General features: G+C 59.7%; 17 protein-coding genes and 1 pseudogene. 13 read left to right on the forward strand and 5 right to left on the reverse strand.

Annotation, left to right across the window (positions count from 1 at the left end):
- Nucleotides 1–4: 4 nt before the first annotated feature.
- A complete protein-coding gene (locus AM571_RS25995; RefSeq protein WP_074063922.1) occupies nt 5–1,075 on the reverse strand; it encodes an ABC transporter substrate-binding protein in 1,071 nt (356 codons plus the stop codon).
- A 221-nt stretch (nt 1,076–1,296) separates the two neighbouring features.
- Between AM571_RS25995 and AM571_RS26000 the strand changes: the two genes are divergently transcribed.
- Together AM571_RS26000 and AM571_RS37770 are read left to right on the forward strand one after the other, a co-directional pair.
- Nucleotides 1,297–2,088, forward strand: coding sequence for an IclR family transcriptional regulator (locus AM571_RS26000; protein ID WP_074063923.1), 792 nt, complete (start codon nt 1,297–1,299; stop codon nt 2,086–2,088).
- Between the two features lie 47 nt (nt 2,089–2,135).
- Nucleotides 2,136–2,391: pseudogene (locus AM571_RS37770) on the forward strand (LysR family transcriptional regulator); the annotation flags it as partial.
- Between the two features lie 190 nt (nt 2,392–2,581).
- Here the strand turns inward: AM571_RS37770 and AM571_RS26005 are convergent.
- Nucleotides 2,582–3,436 carry a LysR substrate-binding domain-containing protein gene (locus AM571_RS26005; RefSeq protein WP_074063924.1) on the reverse strand — a complete coding sequence of 285 codons (855 nt, stop codon included), beginning with the start codon at nt 3,434–3,436 and terminating at the stop codon, nt 2,582–2,584.
- Nucleotides 3,437–3,525: 89 nt separating this feature from the next.
- On the opposite strand from AM571_RS26005, the gene AM571_RS26010 reads away from it, so the two are divergent.
- Nucleotides 3,526–4,227 carry a haloacid dehalogenase type II gene (locus AM571_RS26010; protein WP_074065577.1) on the forward strand — a complete coding sequence of 234 codons (702 nt, stop codon included), beginning with the start codon at nt 3,526–3,528 and terminating at the stop codon, nt 4,225–4,227.
- 21 nt (nt 4,228–4,248) lie between these two features.
- On the forward strand, nt 4,249–5,040 hold the full coding sequence (locus AM571_RS26015) for an aldolase (RefSeq protein WP_074063925.1): 792 nt from the start codon (nt 4,249–4,251) through the stop codon (nt 5,038–5,040).
- Nucleotides 5,041–5,093: 53 nt separating this feature from the next.
- Here AM571_RS26015 and AM571_RS26020 read toward each other — a convergent pair whose 3' ends face one another.
- The gene (locus AM571_RS26020) at nt 5,094–6,014 is read right to left on the reverse strand and encodes a LysR substrate-binding domain-containing protein (RefSeq protein WP_074063926.1); all 921 of its coding nucleotides are present in this window, start codon (nt 6,012–6,014) and stop codon (nt 5,094–5,096) included.
- 97 nt (nt 6,015–6,111) lie between these two features.
- Here AM571_RS26020 and AM571_RS26025 point away from each other — a divergent pair, with 97 nt between their 5' ends.
- The 3 genes from AM571_RS26025 to AM571_RS26035 are packed head-to-tail and all read left to right on the forward strand — an operon-like array spanning nt 6,112 to nt 8,117.
- Nucleotides 6,112–6,903, forward strand: coding sequence for an SDR family NAD(P)-dependent oxidoreductase (locus tag AM571_RS26025; RefSeq protein ID WP_074063927.1), 792 nt, complete (start codon nt 6,112–6,114; stop codon nt 6,901–6,903).
- A 14-nt stretch (nt 6,904–6,917) separates the two neighbouring features.
- Nucleotides 6,918–7,220, forward strand: a complete 303-nt coding sequence (locus AM571_RS26030; protein WP_074063928.1) for a putative quinol monooxygenase — start codon at nt 6,918–6,920, stop codon at nt 7,218–7,220.
- Between the two features lie 54 nt (nt 7,221–7,274).
- Complete coding sequence (locus tag AM571_RS26035) at nt 7,275–8,117, forward strand: type 1 glutamine amidotransferase domain-containing protein (protein ID WP_074063929.1); 843 nt, start codon at nt 7,275–7,277, stop codon at nt 8,115–8,117.
- Nucleotides 8,118–8,702: 585 nt separating this feature from the next.
- On the opposite strand, the gene AM571_RS26040 is transcribed toward AM571_RS26035, so the two are convergent.
- Entirely contained in the window at nt 8,703–9,167 is a 465-nt protein-coding gene (locus AM571_RS26040; RefSeq protein ID WP_074063930.1) for an Lrp/AsnC family transcriptional regulator, read from the reverse strand.
- Between the two features lie 159 nt (nt 9,168–9,326).
- Between AM571_RS26040 and AM571_RS26045 the strand changes: the two genes are divergently transcribed.
- The gene (locus AM571_RS26045) at nt 9,327–10,340 is read left to right on the forward strand and encodes a 1-aminocyclopropane-1-carboxylate deaminase (protein WP_074063931.1); all 1,014 of its coding nucleotides are present in this window, start codon (nt 9,327–9,329) and stop codon (nt 10,338–10,340) included.
- A gap of 202 nt (nt 10,341–10,542) precedes the next feature.
- Complete coding sequence (locus AM571_RS26050; RefSeq protein WP_081377299.1) at nt 10,543–12,861, forward strand: transketolase-like TK C-terminal-containing protein; 2,319 nt, start codon at nt 10,543–10,545, stop codon at nt 12,859–12,861.
- A gap of 38 nt (nt 12,862–12,899) precedes the next feature.
- On the opposite strand, the gene AM571_RS26055 is transcribed toward AM571_RS26050, so the two are convergent.
- Entirely contained in the window at nt 12,900–13,592 is a 693-nt protein-coding gene (locus AM571_RS26055; RefSeq protein WP_074063933.1) for a GntR family transcriptional regulator, read from the reverse strand.
- Between the two features lie 176 nt (nt 13,593–13,768).
- Between AM571_RS26055 and AM571_RS26060 the strand changes: the two genes are divergently transcribed.
- The 4 genes from AM571_RS26060 (at nt 13,769) to AM571_RS26075 (ending at nt 18,874) form a co-directional block, all read left to right on the forward strand.
- A complete protein-coding gene (locus AM571_RS26060) occupies nt 13,769–15,286 on the forward strand; it encodes an ABC transporter substrate-binding protein (RefSeq protein WP_074063934.1) in 1,518 nt (505 codons plus the stop codon).
- 111 nt (nt 15,287–15,397) lie between these two features.
- Entirely contained in the window at nt 15,398–16,315 is a 918-nt protein-coding gene (locus tag AM571_RS26065; RefSeq protein WP_074063935.1) for an ABC transporter permease, read from the forward strand.
- Between the two features lies 1 nt (nt 16,316).
- On the forward strand, nt 16,317–17,219 hold the full coding sequence (locus tag AM571_RS26070) for an ABC transporter permease (RefSeq protein ID WP_074063936.1): 903 nt from the start codon (nt 16,317–16,319) through the stop codon (nt 17,217–17,219).
- Nucleotides 17,219–18,874: a dipeptide ABC transporter ATP-binding protein gene (locus AM571_RS26075; RefSeq protein WP_074063937.1), complete on the forward strand. Its 1,656-nt coding sequence runs from the start codon at nt 17,219–17,221 to the stop codon at nt 18,872–18,874. The genes AM571_RS26070 and AM571_RS26075 overlap by 1 nt, the downstream gene beginning before the upstream one ends.
- Nucleotides 18,875–18,882: the final 8 nt, after the last annotated feature.

Consider the following 18,882-nt stretch of genomic DNA (forward strand, 5'->3'; position numbering starts at 1 on the left):
CGGATTACTTGGCAAGAAGCTTGTCGAAGAGCACCTTGTCGTAGTCCGAGTAGATATAGCCGTCAGCCGGGAACTTGTCGGCCCGTGCGAGGTAGCTGCCGATCGTGCTCTCGTCGATGACAGGCAGCGGCACCTTGACGAAGGCCGGAACGTCCTTGCCTTCCAGCGCCTGGACAGCCGTGTAAACGGAAAGCGCGCCGAGCCAGTTGGGTTGCATGGTCGCCCAGCTCTTCAGTCCCTTCTCCTTCCAGAGCTCCAGGAACTGCCGCGCGTTTTCGCCTGTTGTCGGCACCTGGTCGCGGCCCTGGCGCTCGAAGGCGAGGACGGAGCCGGCCGATAGCGCGCCGCCGAGCGACAGTACGCCGTCGATTTCGGGATTGGCAAAGAGCAGGCTGGTCATCGCTTCCTGTGCCGGAGCGACGTTATATTCCGTGTTCGTCTCGGTGATCACCTGTAGACCGGGATTGGCATCGAGGATCGGCTGGGCGCCCTTGCGGCGGTCGTCGCTCACCGAAATGCCGGCCGGACCGTTCATGATGATGATCTTGCCCTTGCCGCCGAGCTGGCTGACCATCCACTTGGCAGCGGTCGCGCCCCATTCATTGGAATCGGTATTGATTTTCGCAGTCACCTTGTCAGTGTTGACGAGGCTGTCGAAATTCACGATGGCGATGCCCTTGTCGCAGGCATCGGAGATGACGCGGTCGAGCGCGTTGGAGGAACCGGCGATCACGACGATGGCGTCGACATTGGCATCGATCATCGACTGGATATGCTGGATCTGCGTCTGGGCGTTGCCCTGCGCGTCCGTAATCATCAGCTCCTTCACGAGGCCAGCCTTCTTCAGCTCCTCCACTTCAGCCGTGATGGTGCCTTCGGTCTGCTTCATCCAGGTCGGTACCGAGTAGATGTTCGCCCAGCCGACCGTGTAGGGCGCCTTCCTGTCGCCCTTGATGCAATTGGCGGCGGCTGAGGCCGTGCCGGCTGAAAAGACGAGGAGTGCCGCGGCGGCGGCAGCACCCGCAAGAAGTCGGCGGCATAGCGAAGCGGAAATGCCATTTTCAAGATTCTTCATGTCGATCCCCTTTTTTGTGCGGCAGCGTTCACGGCTTGCCCATTGTCTTTGTCCAATATACCGTACATATGATCTATATACCGGACGAGGTGATCTTATGCCGATTTTTTTACCTCGCAAGAGGGCTCGGAAAATTTCATGAGCGATGGATGACGGGATCGATTGACAGATGAGACAGACGGTCTGAAAAGCTCGGGCCGAAAAAAGAGAGACCGACAACAATGGATGCAGTTCAGGACGTAGCAGCCGGCAAACGAGCCCGAGGACTCGACCGCGCCTTCGAGATCCTCGAGTTCCTGCGCCAGAAACGGCAGGCCCTGAAGCCGAACGAAATTGCCGCGCAAATCGGCGCGCCGCGCTCGTCGGTCTACGAGCTCGTCAACCTGCTGCTTCAGAATGGCATTCTGGAATTCACCGGCGGCGAAGGGCGTGTCTATCTCGGCCGCAAGCTGTATTTCCTCGGCGCAGCCTATGAGAACCATTTTGATTTTACCCGCGAATGCGAGGCGGCGTTGGAACTGCTTGCCGACGAGACGCGGGAAACAGCGCAGTTTTGCATGCTGGATGGAAACAAATACACGGTTGTTCGCATGCGCGAAGGCGCACGCCCATTCCGCATTTCGACGGATGTCGGGCAGTCGGTGCCGATCCCGTGGACGGCGTCGGGCCGCCTACTTGTCGCGCACCTGTCGGATCAGGAAATCCTGAACTTCATTCCGCCGCAGGATTTCCGTCTGCCAACTGGCGAGTGGCTCGATCCACAAAGCTTCATCGCCGAGGTGCGCCAGGCCGAGCGTGAAGGTCTCTTCACGTTCAACAGCATCGTCGACAGCTTCACCCACTGTTTTGCCGTACCGGTGCGGGGCGAAGAAGGCCATGCAGCCGCAACCCTCTGCCTCGTGACGCCGCGCGACGACGGCCTTGCAAACCGGGACCATTATCTCGACTGTCTGAAGAAGGCCGCTGCGAACCTAGATCAAGCCCCAATGCGACCAAAACGAAGCTTGCCGTAGAACTCGACGGCGCGAAGGCGTTGGTTTGGCTCAACGTCGCGTTTGGCGCCAACGAGGCATTCGTTTTTCTCTATGTCGCGGGTCTGAGTGCCTTAGTGACGAGCGCTGCGCCGGGGACAAGGGCTAGCCTTGTGCAGAGATCGGACAAGGACGTTCAGCCTTGAGGGACGCGGCCATAGATCTGGAGATCGGGATCGTGCCGGCGGAAAGCGGGAAATTGCGCTGCTAAACCCTTTTTGAAGATCGGTTCGTAGGCATCCCATCGTCGATGCAGATCGAATTTGGGCCGAACGCTATGTCGCCTGAGGCCACGAGCTCTTCGTAATGGTAAGGGCTTCGTGCCTCCGCTACTACCGCCGGTGCCCTCCATGGATATCCTTTCGCCTCCGGAGCCATTCAGCCTGGCTGAACGAGCCGTTGGCACGTGGACGGCATAACAAAGCTACTGCCGCGACAAGAGATCTTCCTCTACATGCAAACTATCTTGCGGACGTTAAGCCAGGTTATCTGCCAGAAAACGCCCAAGGTATTTGGCTTCGTTGGACAAGCCTGCGCGGCCCTTGACCAAGGCCATCTCGGATGCGGGCTGGTCCTCGAAACCATCCACTGCTCCGAGTTGCCGATGTTCGGCAAGCACCGCGTCGGAAGGCAGGAGACTGATCCCGAGGCCGGAAGCAACAGCCGCCTGCACACCCATCAGACCTTGGCTTGTATAGGCGATCCTCCAGCGACGGCCGCTGCGCTCGATCGCCCGTATGGCGCGATCCCGGTAGATACAGCCTACGGGAAAGACCGCAAGTGGCACTGGATCCATCTCAACAGCACGGGCCGCGCTCTCCACCCAGATCAGCTCTTCTTTCCAGCTCGCCAGGCACGCCCCATCACCCGGTTCGCGCTTGATCAGCGCAAGATCGATCTCACCCGCGTCTAACAGACGGCGAAGCTCCGTGCTCCAGCCGCTCACCGTATCGAGTCGGATATGCGGCGAGGCGGCCGAAAATCCGCACAGCAGGTCGATCAGCCGCCGGCCGGCGAAATCCTCAGGCACCCCGAGGCGAACAGTCTTCGGCGCGGCAGGCTTGCGCATCACCTCCATGGCTTCCTCGGCAGTGGCAAGCAGCCTGCGGGCATAGCTTAAAAGCAGTTCGCCGGCCTCCGTTGTCTGCACGCTGCCCGTCGATTTGTCGCGCAGCAGAAGCGCCTGCCCGATATTGGTCTCGAGCTTCTTCACCTGCTGGCTGACGGTCGATTGTGTCAGGTGAATGCGCTCGGCGGCCTTGGTGAAACCGCCCGAATCGACGACGGCTGCGAAGGTTCTGAGAAGATCGAGATCGAAACCGAAGCTCATTTGCTTTTCCAATGAAGGTGATGGAGACATTTAATTTCTCAATGACATCTTCCTTTGTCAATCTGCCGGCATTGAAGGAGACGATCGCCATGACACTTCCCGGCACCCGGCCCACCTGGCTGACATTCGATTGCTACGGAACCCTGATCCAGTGGGACGAGGGGTTGCTCGCGGCTATGGACAGGATCCTGTTTTCCAAAGGCGGCGACATCGACCAGCGGGCCTTCATCGGCGCCTACGACCGCCACGAGCATGCGCTGGAAGAAGAGCGCCCGCACCGTTCCTTCAAACAGGTGAGCGCTCTGGCGCTGGAAAAGGCGATGGGCGAATTCGGCCTAAGCTTCGAACCTGAAGACGCCGAGCTCCTGACATCCTCGATCGGCAAGATGCCTCCATTTCCGGAAGTCGTCGCGACGCTCGAGACTCTGAAAGCTGCTGATTTTCGCCTGGCGATCATCTCAAATACGGATGATGCGATCATTGCCGGCAATGTCGCCCAGCTTGGGGGGCACGTCGACCGTGTCATTACTGCCGAAGAGGCGAGGGCCTACAAGCCGACTGCAAAGATCTTCCACTACGCCTGGAACAGTCTCGGCGTCGGCATCAACGATCTGTTGCATATCTGTGCCAGTCCGCATCTCGACCTTGCCGCGGCGCGCGAACTGCGCTTTCGTACGGTTTGGGTCGATCGCGGGACGGACCGAAAACCGCTCGCGGATTATCAACCGAATGAAATCGTCCCGACGCTCGACAAGGTCCCGGCCGTGCTCGCGGCGGCCGGCTGGATGTAACGCATCGCCAGGGAGACAGAGATGGCTCACGAACTGAATATTGCGAAGGGACAGCCGGCGCTCCGGCGCAATGTGTCGCTGGACACGGACGAGATCTGGCAGGCAAGGGTGGATCTCGCCGCGTGCCTGAGGATGGCGGCGCGACTCGGCCTCGAGGAGGGGATCTGCAACCATTTTTCCGCCATTGTGCCAGGCCATCCGGACCTTTTCATCGTGAATCGCTTAGGCTGGGCCTTTCAGGAGGCGAATGCCTCGTCATTGCTGATCTGCGACTTCGAGGGCAACGTCGTTGCCGGCGATGGCGTTCCCGAAGCGACCGCCTTCTTCATCCATGCGCGCCTGCACAAGATGGTGCCACGGGTGGGAGCGGCCTTCCACACACATATGCCGAATGCGACCGCGCTCAGCATGGTGGAAGGCGAGCCACTGGTCTGGGCGGGCCAGACGGCGCTCAAATTCTACGGCCGCGTGGCGGTCGACGAAGCCTACAACGGCCTGGCTCTGGATGAAAGCGAAGGCGACAGGATCGCCTCTGTCCTTGGAGACAAGGATATCTTGTTCATGAAAAACCACGGGGTGATGGTGTGTGCGCCGAACATCGCCGAGGCTTGGGACGACCTCTACTATCTCGAGCGTGCCTCCGAGGTTCAGTTGAAGGCGATGAGCACTGGTCGCCGCCTCCTGCCGGTTTCGCCGGAGGTCGCCGCCCAGGCGGCACAGCAGATGCGCGAAGGGGACCCGGAAAGTGCCCGGATGCATCTGGAAAGCATCCGGCGCGTTCTCGACCGTCAAGAGCCGCAATACCGTGATTGATCGAAGAGGAAAAGCGAGCCGTTTGGAGTTCGCTTTTTCCTCCACCGCTGTGGTCAGGCATTCCCCTGCAAGAGGGGTGATTCACTCAAGGTGACGACCATATATTCGATATAGGCTCGAACACGGTGGGGCAGGGGTCCTCCTCCGACGTAAACGGCGTGAACCAGTTCCAGATCTCCCGGATTATGCTCTTGGAGCAGTGGAACAAGCCGCCCCGTCGAAATCTCCTCCGCCACATGAAACAGACCCACCCGGGCAATGCCGGCGCCGGCCAGGGCCATCTGCTTCATCGTCTCACCGTTGTTCACGACGATGCTGCCCTTGACTGGTTGGGCGATGTCCTGGCCGCCGCAACGAAACGGCCAGGACGGCCTTGCGCGCCGAAAATTGAATGTCAGGCAGTCGTGCTGTTCGAGATCTGCAGGTGTTTGTGGTGAACCCCGGCGCGCCAAGTATTCGGGTGACGCGCAGACCACCCGCCGGCTTTGACCAAGCTTGCGTGCGATCAGGCCGCTATCTGGCAGATTTCCCATCCGGATGGCGACATCGGTTTTCTCAGCGACCAGATCGACAATGCCGTCGGTGAAACTGAGGTCAACGATCAGATCGGGATTGCGTGCTATGAAATCCGGCATGGCCGGTGCCACGAACATTGCTCCGAAGGGTATCGTCGTGTTGATTCTCAGCCGACCGCGAACCGCTCCTCCGGCCGCCTCCTGATCCGCATCGTTCAGCTCCTGGAGAATCCTCAGTGCCGCATGGTGATACGCCTCGCCCTCTTCCGTTAGTGTCAGAGCGCGGGTTGTCCGCACCAGAAGACGCGTGCCAAGCCTGGCTTCCAGGCGTGCGATCAATTTGCTGACGGCCGATGGGGTGATGTCGAGGTTACGGGCGGCGGCGGAGAATCCGCCGTCTTGTACGACGCGAGCGAACACTTCCATCTCGCCCGAGCGCTCCATCAAAATACGGGGCATTGATGATCCTCAATCACAAGTGCATGTCTTTTTAAGGCAATAGTTGCTCGCGTTGCTTAATCATAGATTGTTTCCAGCAACAATCTGGAGAAACGACATGGATCTGAAACTCACCGCAAAAACAGCCCTCGTTACGGGCGCTTCGGCTGGCATCGGCCTGGAAATCGCGCGAACGCTTGCCGTAGAAGGCGCGCGCGTCATCATCACAGGACGCAACCGCGCCAAGCTCGACAGTGCGATCGCGGCCGTCAAGGCATCGGGCGGATCGGAGATCATCGGGGTTCTTGCAGACGCCGCCAGCGCCGAGGGTGCTGCGATCATCGCCAAGGTCGAACCTTCGGTCGATATCCTCGTCAATAATCTCGGCATCTACGAGAGCAAGGCGTTCGGCGACATCACGGATGCTGACTGGAGCCACCTGTTCGAAGTCAATGTCATGAGCGGCGTGCGCCTGTCACGGGCCTATCTTCCTGGCATGCTGGAACGCAATTGGGGCCGCATCATCTTCATCTCGAGTGAATCGGGGCTCGCCATTCCCCAGGACATGATCCACTACGCGACCACCAAGACAGCGCAGCTCTCGGTTTCCCGTGGACTGGCGCAACTGACCCGCGCCACCAATGTCACGGTCAATTCCGTACTCCCGGGACCGACGCGCTCGGAAGGTATCGAGACTTTCCTGCGCAGCCAGGCAAGCGATCCATCTGCACCAATCAAGCAGATCGAGGCCGAATTCTTTGCCACGGCTCGCTCGGCTTCGATCCTGCAGCGCATGGTGGAGGCGCAAGAGGTCGCAAATCTCGTCGCCTATCTCGCCAGCCCCCGTTCATCAGCCACGAACGGTGCTGCTCTGCGTGCCGAGGGCGGTCTCGTCAACACCATCGCTTGAGAAAGGTCTTATCCGTGTCGAATGCACCTTTGACCATCATCGCCATCACCACGGCAAAGCCCGGCAAGGAGGCGGCCCTTGGTGCCGCCCAGGAAGAGCTCGTCGCAGAGACTTTGGTTGAGGACGGCTGCCTTCGTTACGAACTGCACCAGTCGCTCGATGATGGAGGCGTTCGCATCTTCGTCGAGGACTGGGCAAGCGAAGAGCAATGGCGCGCGCATATGCAAGGGGCCGCCATGCAACGCTTTCAGGCAAGTGGCGTGGCCGACTATTTCGCCGACTTTGCACTCCACCGGCTGACCAAAGTCGCTGGGTGAGTTGCGCCCCGCCTTTCGTTCTTATTAGGATTTTCTCACATTCGGGGGTAACCCATGAAGCTTTTGCGCAGTCTCGCCATTTTTCTCGCGCTCGGTGCGAGCACCATCAGCGCCCACGCCGGAAACGTGCTGATCGTCCTGTCGGATTCCGACCGTCTCGACCTGAAGGATGGCAAGGTGTTCCAGACCGGCTTTTATCTGAATGAACTCATGCAGCCGGTACAAGCGCTGCTCGATGCCGGACACCAGATCACGTTTGCGACGCCGAAAGGTACGGCGCCATCGCTCGACAGGACCTCCATCGACAAGATGTATTTCGGTGGTGACGAGGCGGCGATGAAAGCCAGTGAAGCGGGGCTGGCGAAACTTGGCATCCTGTCTCGCGAGAAGTCACCGGTCATCAGCCTCGCACGCGTCGAAGAGATCGGCTACGACCGTTTCGACGCCGTCTATGTCCCGGGTGGGCATGCCCCTATGCAGGATCTCCTGGTGAGTTCCGAACTCGGCAGACTACTGACCCATTTTCATGAACAGGGCAAGACGACAGCCTTGGTCTGTCATGGACCTATTGCGTTGCTTTCCACGCTCGCAGACGCGCCCGGTTTCGTTGCGACGTCCGAAACGCAAGAGACTGCGAAGGCGCAATCCGACTGGATCTACGCCGGCTACAAGCTGACCGTTTTCAGTAATCGCGAGGAGGAAATGGCGAAGGGTTTGCTGGACGGTGGCGAGATGAAATTCTATCCGCAGGATGCGCTTGCGAAAGCAGGTGGTGAGTTCAGCCAGGCCGAGGTTCCTTTCGCCGGCCACGTCGTTGTGGATCGCGAACTGATCACCGGTCAGAATCCCGCATCCGCACCCGCCGTGGCGCATGAGTTGCTGCGTCGGCTGAAATAGCACGGTAACGACACGGCAGAATTTGAAAGATGGAAGCTCGCCGCGCGAGGAGGTGCGGCGGGCCTCTCGGGCTTTGGGGAATGGACTCGGCATGACGATGGTCCGTGAAGTCTCGGTGCACCCCCTGCAGCGGGGAGACCCACAACACTCCCTCATAATCGGGGCGCAGTTGAGTTTGTCGTGACGGGTTGATGCTCGAAGAGAGGCTTCTGGCACCGCCGCGAAGACCACGATGCCCAAATACGGATCGTAACGCTTGCTGGGCATCCAGTCAGTCAGTCAGTCTCTGTAGGTCCGTTCGGCGAACGCTGTCGATGCCGCCAGCCGTCGGTCAGCCTGCTGAAGCCACTCCTCCCCCCATGCGATCCACTCTACGGCCACCGACCTTGGCAGTGGGCGTGACGTCCATTGATCGCAGCGTCCCAGCAGGTCGCGCACGTCGCCAAGTTCATGCCAGTCCTGCGCTAGTTCCGAAAGCGTCGACAGCGGTTAGCATCGCGCTTGCAACGCCGCTGTTTTCCATGCCGGCGCTGCTCGGCAAGTTGGCGCCTCGCGCTTGATAGAAATCAAGCATATATGCATTATTCAGAAGTTCAGTGGTGCATTGTCGACCACTTCCTTCATCACGAAGAAGGTCCGGGTCTGGCGCACGCCGGGGAGCGCGATCAGCTGTGTTCCGTGGATACGGTTGAAATCGGCCATGTCGCGCACGCGGATCTTCAGGAAGTAATCGAAGTCGCCCGCCACCAGATTGCAGTCCAACACGAAACTCAGCTTTGCGACCGCCTTTTCGAAGGCGCCGAAGCTTTCCGGCGTCGAGCGATCCAGCACGACGCCGACCATGACCAGGGCGCCCCTGTCGACCTTCAGCGGCTCGATCATGGCTCTGACCGACTTGATATAGCCTTCCTCGAAAAGCCTCTGCGTGCGGCGATGGCAGGTTGCGGCGCTGACATCGACCAGTTGCGCCAGTTCGGCATTGCTGAGCCGCCCGTTGTTTTGCAGCAGGCGCAGCATTTTCAGGTCGATGCGGTCGAGTTCCGAAGTCACGAAAGAATCTTCCGAAAAATTTAAGCATTATGAAAGACATCGCTCAAAAATTGCGGATCATGCCGAATATTGAACAATCCATTGGCTAAGTTTGAGAGCACCTTTCATCCAAGTGATGTTAGCGTTTCTCCAGTGTCATAACAAGCTGAAGGGGATCCCATGCTGGCAAAATTCGAGCGCTATCCGCTCACATTTGGACAAACCCATATCGAGAAGCTGGAAAGGCTTTCAGAGCATCTCGGCGGCAAGGTCGAGCTTTATGCCAAGCGCGAGGACTGCAATTCGGGTCTGGCCTTCGGTGGCAACAAGCTGCGCAAGCTCGAATATATCATTCCCGATGCGCTCGCCTCCAATGCCGACACGCTGGTCTCGATTGGCGGCGTGCAGTCCAACCACACGAGGATGATCGCAGCCGTTGCCGCCAAGATCGGCTTCAAGTGCCGGCTGGTCCAGGAAAGCTGGGTGCCGCACGAAGACGCCGTCTATGACCGCGTCGGCAATATTCTGCTGAGCCGGATCATGGGTGCGGATGTGCAGATGGTGGACGAGGGCTTCGATATCGGTATCCGCCAGAGCTGGGAAGATGCCATCGAGGACGTCAAGGCCAAAGGCGGCAAGCCCTATCCCATCCCGGCCGGTGCATCCGTTCACAAATATGGTGGTCTCGGCTACGTCGGCTTTGCCGAGGAAGTGCGTGCGCAGGAGGCCGAACTCGGCTTCAAATTTGACTATATCGTCGTCTGCACGGTGACAGGTTCCACCCATGCCGGCATGACGGTCGGCTTTGCCAAGGATGGCCGCGAGCGCAATGTGATCGGCATCGACGCCTCCTTCACGCCGGCCCAGACCAAGGCCCAGGTGCTGGAGATTGCTCAGCGCACCGCCGAACTCGTCGAGCTTGGCCGGGACCTGACATTGGACGACATCGTCCTGATTGAGGATTATGCCTATCCGGTCTATGGCGTACCGTCCGCCGAAACCAAGGAAGCGATCCGGCTCTGCGCCCGTCTCGAAGGCATGATCACCGATCCCGTCTATGAGGGCAAGTCGATGCAGGGCATGATCGACCTGGTCAAGAAGGGTTACTTCCCGGAAGGCTCGAAGGTGCTTTACGCCCATCTCGGCGGTGCGCCGGCCATCAATGGCTATGCCTATACGTTCCGCAACGGCTAACGCCTTGCCGAGGCCACCCGGCAGGATAATCATCCAGCCGGGTGTTGCAGATATGGGAACGAGATCCAGCCAGAGCAAAAGCGAAAGGCAGCCGGCGGCTTCTCATAAAACGTGATCGCGTGACTGGGAGACGGTCGTGACAAGCACCGATATCGCAATTCTGAAATCCGTCGAGAAGCAGGTCCTGTGGCTTGCCTGCTGGATGATTCACAATGCCAATCACCTACGCGATAAAGGCGAGGTTAAAGTCGGCGGACATCAGGCGTCCTCGGCCTCGATGGCCTCGATCCTGACGGCACTCTATTATCATGTGCTGCGCCCGGAAGATCGCGTCGCGGTCAAGCCGCATGCTTCCCCGGTGTTTCACGCCATCCAGTATCTGATGGGCAACCAGACCCGCGACAAGCTGGAGAATTTCCGGGGGTTCGGCGGTGCGCAGTCCTATCCAAGCCGTACCAAGGATATTGACGATGTCGATTTCTCCACCGGTTCGGTCGGGCTCGGCGTGGCCGTCACAGCCTTTGTCTCGATGGTGCAGGACTACATTGCCGCCAAACCCTGGGCGCAGAAACGGCCGCTCGGGCGGATGATTGCTCTCGTTGGCGACGCCGAACTGGATGAAGGCAATGTCTACGAGTGCCTGCAGGAAGGCTGGAAGCACGATCTGCGCAATGCATGGTGGATCATCGACTATAATCGCCAGAGCCTCGATGGTGTGGTGCGCGAAGGTCTCTGGCAGCGTATCGAAGCCATTTTCAAGGCTTTCGGCTGGGATGTCGTCATCGTCAAGTATGGTGCGCGGCAGAAGGCCGCGTTCGCGGAGCCGGGTGGAACGCGCCTGAAGGACTGGATCGACGCCTGCCCCAATCAGCTCTATGCAGCATTGACCTTCCAGGGTGGGGCCGCCTGGCGGCGCCGACTGCTCGACGAAATCGGCGATCAGGGTGACGTGACGGCGTTGATCGAGCGGCGGTCCGATGCCGAACTGGCGGAACTCATGAACAATCTTGGCGGCCACTGCCTGGAGGCGCTGACCGACGTGTTCGACAGTATCGATCATGACCGGCCGACGGTCTTCCTGGCCTATACGATCAAAGGCTGGGGCACGCCGCTTGCCGGGCACAAGGACAATCATGCCGGCCTGATGACATCCAGCCAGATGGCCGATTTCCAGGCGGCAATGAAGGTTGCGCCCGGCGCAGAGTGGGATCCGTTTTCGACCATGGCCGACAGCAGTGAAGCACGGGCTTTCCTCGCCCGCGTGCCGTTCTTCGAGCCGGGGCCGCGACGCTTCAAGGCGGAACGCATTGCGACAGAAGGGCCGGTCCTGCTTGCGGATCGCGTTCTGTCCACGCAAGCCGGGTTTGGCAAAATCCTTGATGCGCTGGCCCAAACCGACACGGCACTGGCCGCCCGTATCGTGACGACCGCCCCCGATGTCACGGTCTCGACCAATCTCGGTCCCTGGGTTAACCGGCGAGGCCTGTTTGCCCGCGACGCGCAGGCCGACACGTTTCGCGACGAGCGGGTGCCGTCGGCGCAGAAATGGCATTTCTCCCCGCAGGGGCAGCATATCGAACTCGGCATTGCCGAGATGAATCTTTTTCTGCTGCTGACCGCTGCCGGTCTCTCCCATTCGCTGTTCGGTGAGCGCCTGCTGCCGATCGGCACGGTCTACGATCCCTTCATCTCCCGCGGCCTTGATGCCCTGAACTACGCCTGCTACCAGGATGCCCGTTTCATGATCGTCGGCACGCCGTCAGGCATCACGCTGGCGCCGGAGGGCGGCGCGCATCAGTCGATCGCCACGCCGCTGATCGGTATCAGCCAGGACGGGCTGGCGAGTTTCGAACCGGCCTTCCTCGATGAGCTGGCAATCATCATGGACTGGTCTTTTGATTATATGCAGCGCGATGGCGACGGGAAGCCGGACGAACGCACCTGGCTGCGCGACGAGACGGGCGGCTCTGTCTATCTGCGGTTGACGACGCGGCCGCTGGAGCAGCCGGCGCCGCGCGACGAGCAGCGCTTCCGCCAAGACGTCATCGATGGTGGCTATTGGCTGAAGCCGCCCGGGCCGAATGCCGATGTCGTGCTGGTCTATCAGGGCTGCGTCGCGCCGGAAGTGATTGCGGCGGCCGGGCTGCTCGGCGAAAGCCGACGCGATATCGGTGTGCTGGCGGTGACTTCCGCCGATCGCCTGAACGCTGGATGGACAGCTGCCCAAAGGGCACGGCGCCGCGGCGTCAATCGGGCATTGGGTCATGTCGAGACCTTGCTCGCCGGCCTTCCGTCCCATTGCACCCTTGTCACCGTCACCGATGGACATCCCGCGGGACTTGCCTGGCTTGGTGCCGTTCACGGCCACCGGACGATACCGCTCGGGGTCGAGCATTTCGGCCAGACCGGCACGGTGCAGGATCTTTATCGGCACTACGGCATCGACAAGGCCGGCATCGTCAGGACGATATCTGGCCTGACGCGAGGTGCGGCGGTCTCCGAGCTTCTCTTATTTCCATGATGTCTGATGCCGCCGATCTCGGACTTCGCTCTGAGGCCTCAAGAGGCCTGACGTCCGGCGCCGTCGCGCGCTCCGTTCATGGATTGGCGGTATTCTTCGTAGATACTGCCCTGGACACGTATATGGTCGCGCATCACGGTGTCGGCGCGCCGCGCATCGCCCGCTTCGAGCGCCAGCAGGATTTCGCGGTGCTCGCTCATCGACTGCGACAGGCGGTCGCCGAAGGCGAGTTGCGCCTGCCGGAAGGGCTTAAGGCGCCTGTGCAGATTAACGGCCTCTTCGGCCAGGAAGCCGTTGCCGGACGCCTCGTAGATCATCGTGTGAAACGCGGCGTTTTCGACATAGTAGCGCTTGTAATCCTGTGCCTGAAGGGCGGCTTCGCAGGCAGAGGCGGCTTGGCGCAGAAGCAGCAGCTGTGCCTTGGTAATGCGACTGGCCGCCAGCCGTGCGCACCAGGCTTCCACCTCGGCCATCACTTCAAACATTTCCACGAGGCGGGTGAAGTTGGGCTGGCGCACGAAAGCACCACGATTGGGAACAAGCTCGACAAGGCCAGTCGCCGAAAGAAGACGCAACGCCTCGCGCAAAGGGGTGCGCGAAACGCCGAAATCCCGGGCAAGGCGCATTTCATCGAGGCGCTCGCCATCCTTGACCTGTCCTTCGGCAATCATTGTCTCGATACGCTCGTAGAGGAGGTCGGCCGTTGGCGTCCTTGATGCGGGCAAATTCATATCGGTGTTCTCCACGCGCATTGTGGTGCGATCTGCAGGATTTGGCAAGCAGCTGTATGCAATCGCTAAATTATGTACGCAATACAAATAAATTGTATACAAAAAGAAGAAATCGATTACTATAAAGCCACCAACCACAGAAGCCTATAAAATAGGCACAAATAAAGGGAACGAGAATGAAACTGACAAAGACGGCGGCTGCGGCCGCTCTTCTGCCCGCATTCCTGTTTGCCACCAACGCCTGGGCTGGCAAGTCTGACGACACGGTCTCCATCGCGTTTGCGAAGGAACTTGAGCATGTGGATCCCTATTTCAACACCGCGCGTGAGGGCATCCTGCTCGGAAATGCTGCCTGGGACGGCCTTCTCTATCGCGACCCGGCAACCGGAGAGTATGTCGGCAATCTGGCAACCAGTTGGACCTGGGTGGATTCCACCACGCTCGACCTGACCCTGCGCGAAGGCGTCAAGTTCCACAATGGCGAGGCCTTCGATGCCGATGACGTCGTTTATACGCTGAACTTCACCGTCGATCCGAAAAACGGCGCAAAGAACAAGGTGGCTACGGGCTGGATCAAGCGGGCCGAAAAGATCGATCAGTTCAAGGTGCGCATCATCACCAACGGGCCATTTCCCGCAGCGCTCGAATACCTGGCCGGCCCGGTCATCATCCATCCCGATGAATATTACAAGGCTGTCGGCCCTGCCGGTGTCGCCACCAAGCCGGTCGGCACCGGACCGTACAAGTTCGAGACCGTCGAGCCGGGCAAACATTTCGTGCTGAAGCGCAACGAGGATTATTTTGCCGCTGCCAAGCCGAAAGCCAAGGTCGGCACCATCGATATTCGCACCATCCCGGACATCAACACGCAGATGGCGGAGCTTTTCAACGGCACGATCGATCTCGTTTGGCAGGTTCCGTCCGACCAGGCCGACAAGATGACCGGACGGGGCAGCTTTCAGGTGATCAATGCCCCGACCATGCGCGTCGGCTATCTGTCGCTCGATGCGGCCGGACGCTCCGGCGACAAGAACCCGATGACGAATGTCAAGGTTCGCCAGGCGATCTATCATGCGATCAACCGCGATGGGATCGTCGAGGCGCTGATGAAGGGCACGACGGAAGTCATCGATAGCGCCTGCTCGCCCAGCCAGTTTGGTTGCGATACTGCCATCACGACCTATGCCTACGATCCCGCAAAGGCCAAGGCGCTGCTGACGGAAGCCGGATATTCCGACGGTTTCGAGATCGAGTTCTATGCCTATCGTGACCGGCCGTTGGCCGAAGCGATGATCGGCATGTTGGCCGAAATCGGCATCAAGGCCAACCTTAACTACATGCAATATGCAGCACTACGCGAAAAGCGCATCAAGGACGGTGCGCCAATCTCCTTTATGACCTGGGGCTCCAACTCGATTGCAGACGTCTCGGCCATCACCAGCGAATTCTTCACCATGGGCGGCGAAGATGATGCACGCGACAAGAGCCTGTCCGATCTTCTGGAAAAGGCCGATTCCTCCATCGATTCGGCCGAACGCAAGACGCTCTACGCCCAGGCGCTCTCGGTGATCGCCGACAAGGCCTATTGGGTGCCATTGTGGAACTATTCCACCAACTACGTCATGAGCGGGGACATTTCTTTCACGCCGACCCCGGACGAACTGGTCCGTTTCTACGAGATCGGCTGGAAGTGACATCTGCAATAGCCAGGACGGACCGCCTTTGGCGGCCCGGCCCGGATTTGAGCTTCCCGTTTAGAGGAATGTCGAGATCACGTAGCCGCGAGACCTGCTTGAGGGTATCAGATGTTGAAATTTGTCCTGACCAAGATTGGCATGGCGGCGCTGGTCGCGCTGACGGTGTCCTTCATCAGTTTCATACTTCTGTTCATGGCCGGCGATCCGGCGATTGCCATTGCCGGCGAAGGAGCGTCCGGAAAGGTGATAGCCGCGGTTCGTAGCCAATACGGTTTCGATCGACCGTTGCTCGTTCAATATTTCGACTGGTTGATACGCGCGCTCTCCGGCGATTTCGGCATGAGCTTTTATTTCAAGACCCCCGTCTCTGGCATGATCGCCGAACGGCTGCCGGTCACCATGACCATCGGTTTCCTCGGCATGAGCTTCGCCCTGCTACTGGCCATTCCCATGGGCGTTCTCGCGGCCGCCTTTCCCAATACGCTGATCGACCGGCTGGCACTCGGCATTGCCGTCGTCGGACAGGCGATTCCGAGCTTCTGGTTCGGCCTTGTCCTGATCGTTGTCTTCTCGGTCAATCTCGGCTGGGTGCCGGCCTCGGGAACGCGGCAATGGACCGGCTACATCCTGCCGATGATCGTGCTCGGCTACTACGCGACGCCTGCCATCATGCGGCTCACACGCGCCGGCATGCTGGAAGTGCTATCGGCCGACTACATCCGCACAGCAAGGGCCAAGGGCATCAAGCCTCGGCGGGTTCTGTTTAAACATGCCCTGCGCAATGCCATCATTCCGGTCGTCAGCCTGGCGGCCGTGCAGCTCGGCTTTATGTTCGGCGGATCGGTCGTGGTGGAAACCATCTTCGCGCTGCATGGAGCCGGCTACCTCGCCTGGGAATCGATCTCCCGCAATGATCTGCCTACCATGCAGGCGCTCATCCTGATCTTCGCGATGTTCTACATCGCCTTCACTTTCCTGGCCGATGTCTTGAACGCATGGCTCGATCCCCGTCTGAGGACTGCCTGATATGAGCAACACATCCCAAACCGTCAGCTTCGATCTTCCAGCGGCATCGCCGGCCCCCTCCCGTCAGTTGGCCCGCAAGGCCATGAAACATCGCGGTTTGATGATCGGCTTCCTGATCCTGCTGTTTGTTGGCCTTACAGCGCTTTTCGCGCCGCTGATTGCTCCCTACGATCCCTACAGGCAGGATCTTTTGGCGAGGCTCGCTCCACCGGTCTTTCTGGGCGGAGACTGGAAACACCTGTTGGGCACCGATGCGCTGGGTCGGGACTACCTGTCACGGCTGATCTACGGCGCTCGTGTCTCCCTGCTGATCGGCTTTACAGCCGCTCTGATCTCCGCCGTGATCGGCACGACGCTCGGTGTTCTTGGCGGCTATTTCGGCGGCAAGGTCGATGCGGTTGTGATGTTCATCGTCTCGGTACGGCTGGCTTTGCCAGCAACGTTGGTGGCGCTGGCGGTGGTGGCGCTGTTCGGCGGATCGTTGACCGTCGTCGTTTCGGTGCTCGGCTTGTTGCTCTGGGACCGTTTTGCGGTGGTGCTGCGCAGCGCCACAATGCAGGTACGGCAGATGGACTATATCGCAGCAGCCGAAGTGCTGGGCGCCAGCCTGCCGCGCATCCTATTCAAGGACGTTCTGCCGAATGTCATGAATCAACTGATCGTCATCGTAACGCTCGAAATGGCCCACGCCATCATCCTGGAAGCGGCGTTGTCCTTCCTCGGGCTCGGCGTTCAGCCGCCAACCCCATCCTGGGGATTGATGATTTCCGAAGGCAAGGAAATGCTGCTGTTCGAGAGCTGGCTGATCACCATTCCCGGAATCGCTTTGTTCATCCTGGTCTTTTCCATCAACATGCTGGGCGACGGCATTCGCGACGTGACCGCGCCGGAGGGCAGAAACTGATGACCCACACTGCCACCCCCGTCCTGTCGATCCGCAACCTGACCATCGATCTGCCGAAGGGCGGCGATCGGACGCATGCCGTAAGCAACCTGTCGCTCGACATCCACGAGAAGGAAATCCTATGCATTGTGGGGGAATCCGGCTCCGGAAAATCGATAACGTCCTTCGCCGCCATGGGGCTTTTGCCGAAAATCCTGAAGCCGTCCGCAGGCGAAATCCTCTTTGAAGGCCGCGACATGCTGAAGCTTTCCGAGGCCGAGCATGCCGAACTGCGCGGCAGCCGCATAGGCATGATCTTTCAGGAGCCGATGAGCGCGCTGAACCCGTGCTACACGGTCGGCAATCAGATCGAGGAGGTCTTCGAGACACATATGCAGATATCCAGGGCCGAACGTCAGGCCCGCACTTTGGCTCTTCTCAGGGAAGTGCGTCTTCCCGACCCCGAACGCCTCTATCATGCCTATCCGCATCAACTGTCGGGCGGCCAACGCCAACGCATCGTCATCGCCATTGCGCTCGCCATGGAACCGCGCCTGTTGATTGCCGACGAGCCGACCACAGCGCTCGATGTGACGACGCAGGCGCAGATCCTCGACATGTTCAAGGCGTTGAAGGAAAGCCGCAAGGCCGGCATCCTGTTCGTCACCCATGATTTCGACGTGGTGGCCGAACTGGCCGATCGTGTATTGGTGATGCAGAAAGGCGTGGTCGTCGAACAGGGCACCGCCGGACAGGTGCTGAACAGCCCGAGCCATCCCTATACACGCATGCTGATCGATGCCGTGCCGAAACGCCAGGGACTCAAGGGCAAACCTGCTACGTCTGCGCCGATCGCGCTCAGGGTCGCCGGCATTGAAAAAACCTATTCGACCGCACGGACGATGTTCAAGCCGGCCCGCAAGGTGCATGCCGTCAAGCCAACGGACTTTACCGTTCTGGAAGGCCAGACGCTTGGTATCGTCGGGGAATCCGGTTCCGGCAAAACGACGCTGGTGCGTTGCCTGATGGGGCTTGTGGAGCCGGACGAGGGTTCGGTCTGGATCGGCAATGCCAGGTTGGAAACGACCACGGCTGCCGGCCGGCGTGATTTCAGAAAACATATTCAGATCGTCTTTCAGGATCCGTACGGATCCCTCAACCCGCGCCGCAAGATTGGCGACCTGCTGGTCGAGGGGCCGGTCAACTTCGGCGTGCCGCGCAAACAGGCCATGGAAAAGGCGCGCGCGCTTCTGAAGATCGTCCGGCTGGAGGAGGATGCACTCGATCGCTATCCGGCGCAGTTTTCAGGCGGCCAGCGTCAGCGCATCTCCATTGCCCGCGCCCTGATGGTCGAGCCGAAAATCCTGATCGCAGATGAAGCGGTATCGGCGCTCGACGTTTCGGTGCAGAAGGACGTGCTGAAACTGCTCGATGACATCCGTAAGGCCGTCGGTCTGACCGTGATCTTCATCACGCACGATCTGCGGGTAGCGGCCGAAATCTCCGACCATATCCTCGTCATGTCAAAAGGCGAGGTAGTGGAATATGGCACGGTCGACGACGTGTTCGGCAATCCGCAACATTCCTATACGCGCCAACTGCTCGCCGCCGTGCCCGGCCGCGGCTGGGAAGCGCCAGATATGGCAGCGCTTGGCCCTGCCGACGCAGCGAGGTAAATGCATTC

Origin of the sequence: Rhizobium etli 8C-3, from assembly GCF_001908375.1 — a bacterium.
In the GTDB taxonomy this organism is placed as follows: domain Bacteria; phylum Pseudomonadota; class Alphaproteobacteria; order Rhizobiales; family Rhizobiaceae; genus Rhizobium; species Rhizobium etli_B.

Excerpts from the sequence above, each read along its gene's own strand:
- AM571_RS26025 (WP_074063927.1), top strand. The coding sequence starts at position 6,112 with ATGGATCTGAAACTCACCGCAAAAACAGCCCTCGTTACGGGCGCTTCG.
- AM571_RS26000 (WP_074063923.1), top strand. The coding sequence starts at position 1,297 with ATGGATGCAGTTCAGGACGTAGCAGCCGGCAAACGAGCCCGAGGACTC.
- AM571_RS26070 (WP_074063936.1), top strand. The coding sequence starts at position 16,317 with ATGAGCAACACATCCCAAACCGTCAGCTTCGATCTTCCAGCGGCATCG.
- AM571_RS26045 (WP_074063931.1), top strand. The coding sequence starts at position 9,327 with ATGCTGGCAAAATTCGAGCGCTATCCGCTCACATTTGGACAAACCCAT.
- AM571_RS26060 (WP_074063934.1), top strand. The coding sequence starts at position 13,769 with ATGAAACTGACAAAGACGGCGGCTGCGGCCGCTCTTCTGCCCGCATTC.
- AM571_RS26050 (WP_081377299.1), top strand. The coding sequence starts at position 10,543 with ATGATTCACAATGCCAATCACCTACGCGATAAAGGCGAGGTTAAAGTC.
- AM571_RS26075 (WP_074063937.1), top strand. The coding sequence starts at position 17,219 with ATGACCCACACTGCCACCCCCGTCCTGTCGATCCGCAACCTGACCATC.
- AM571_RS26035 (WP_074063929.1), top strand. The coding sequence starts at position 7,275 with ATGAAGCTTTTGCGCAGTCTCGCCATTTTTCTCGCGCTCGGTGCGAGC.
- AM571_RS26015 (WP_074063925.1), top strand. The coding sequence starts at position 4,249 with ATGGCTCACGAACTGAATATTGCGAAGGGACAGCCGGCGCTCCGGCGC.
- AM571_RS26065 (WP_074063935.1), top strand. The coding sequence starts at position 15,398 with ATGTTGAAATTTGTCCTGACCAAGATTGGCATGGCGGCGCTGGTCGCG.
- AM571_RS26020 (WP_074063926.1), bottom strand. The coding sequence starts at position 6,014 with ATGCCCCGTATTTTGATGGAGCGCTCGGGCGAGATGGAAGTGTTCGCT.
- AM571_RS25995 (WP_074063922.1), bottom strand. The coding sequence starts at position 1,075 with ATGAAGAATCTTGAAAATGGCATTTCCGCTTCGCTATGCCGCCGACTT.
- AM571_RS26055 (WP_074063933.1), bottom strand. The coding sequence starts at position 13,592 with ATGAATTTGCCCGCATCAAGGACGCCAACGGCCGACCTCCTCTACGAG.
- AM571_RS26005 (WP_074063924.1), bottom strand. The coding sequence starts at position 3,436 with ATGAGCTTCGGTTTCGATCTCGATCTTCTCAGAACCTTCGCAGCCGTC.
- AM571_RS26010 (WP_074065577.1), top strand. The coding sequence starts at position 3,526 with ATGACACTTCCCGGCACCCGGCCCACCTGGCTGACATTCGATTGCTAC.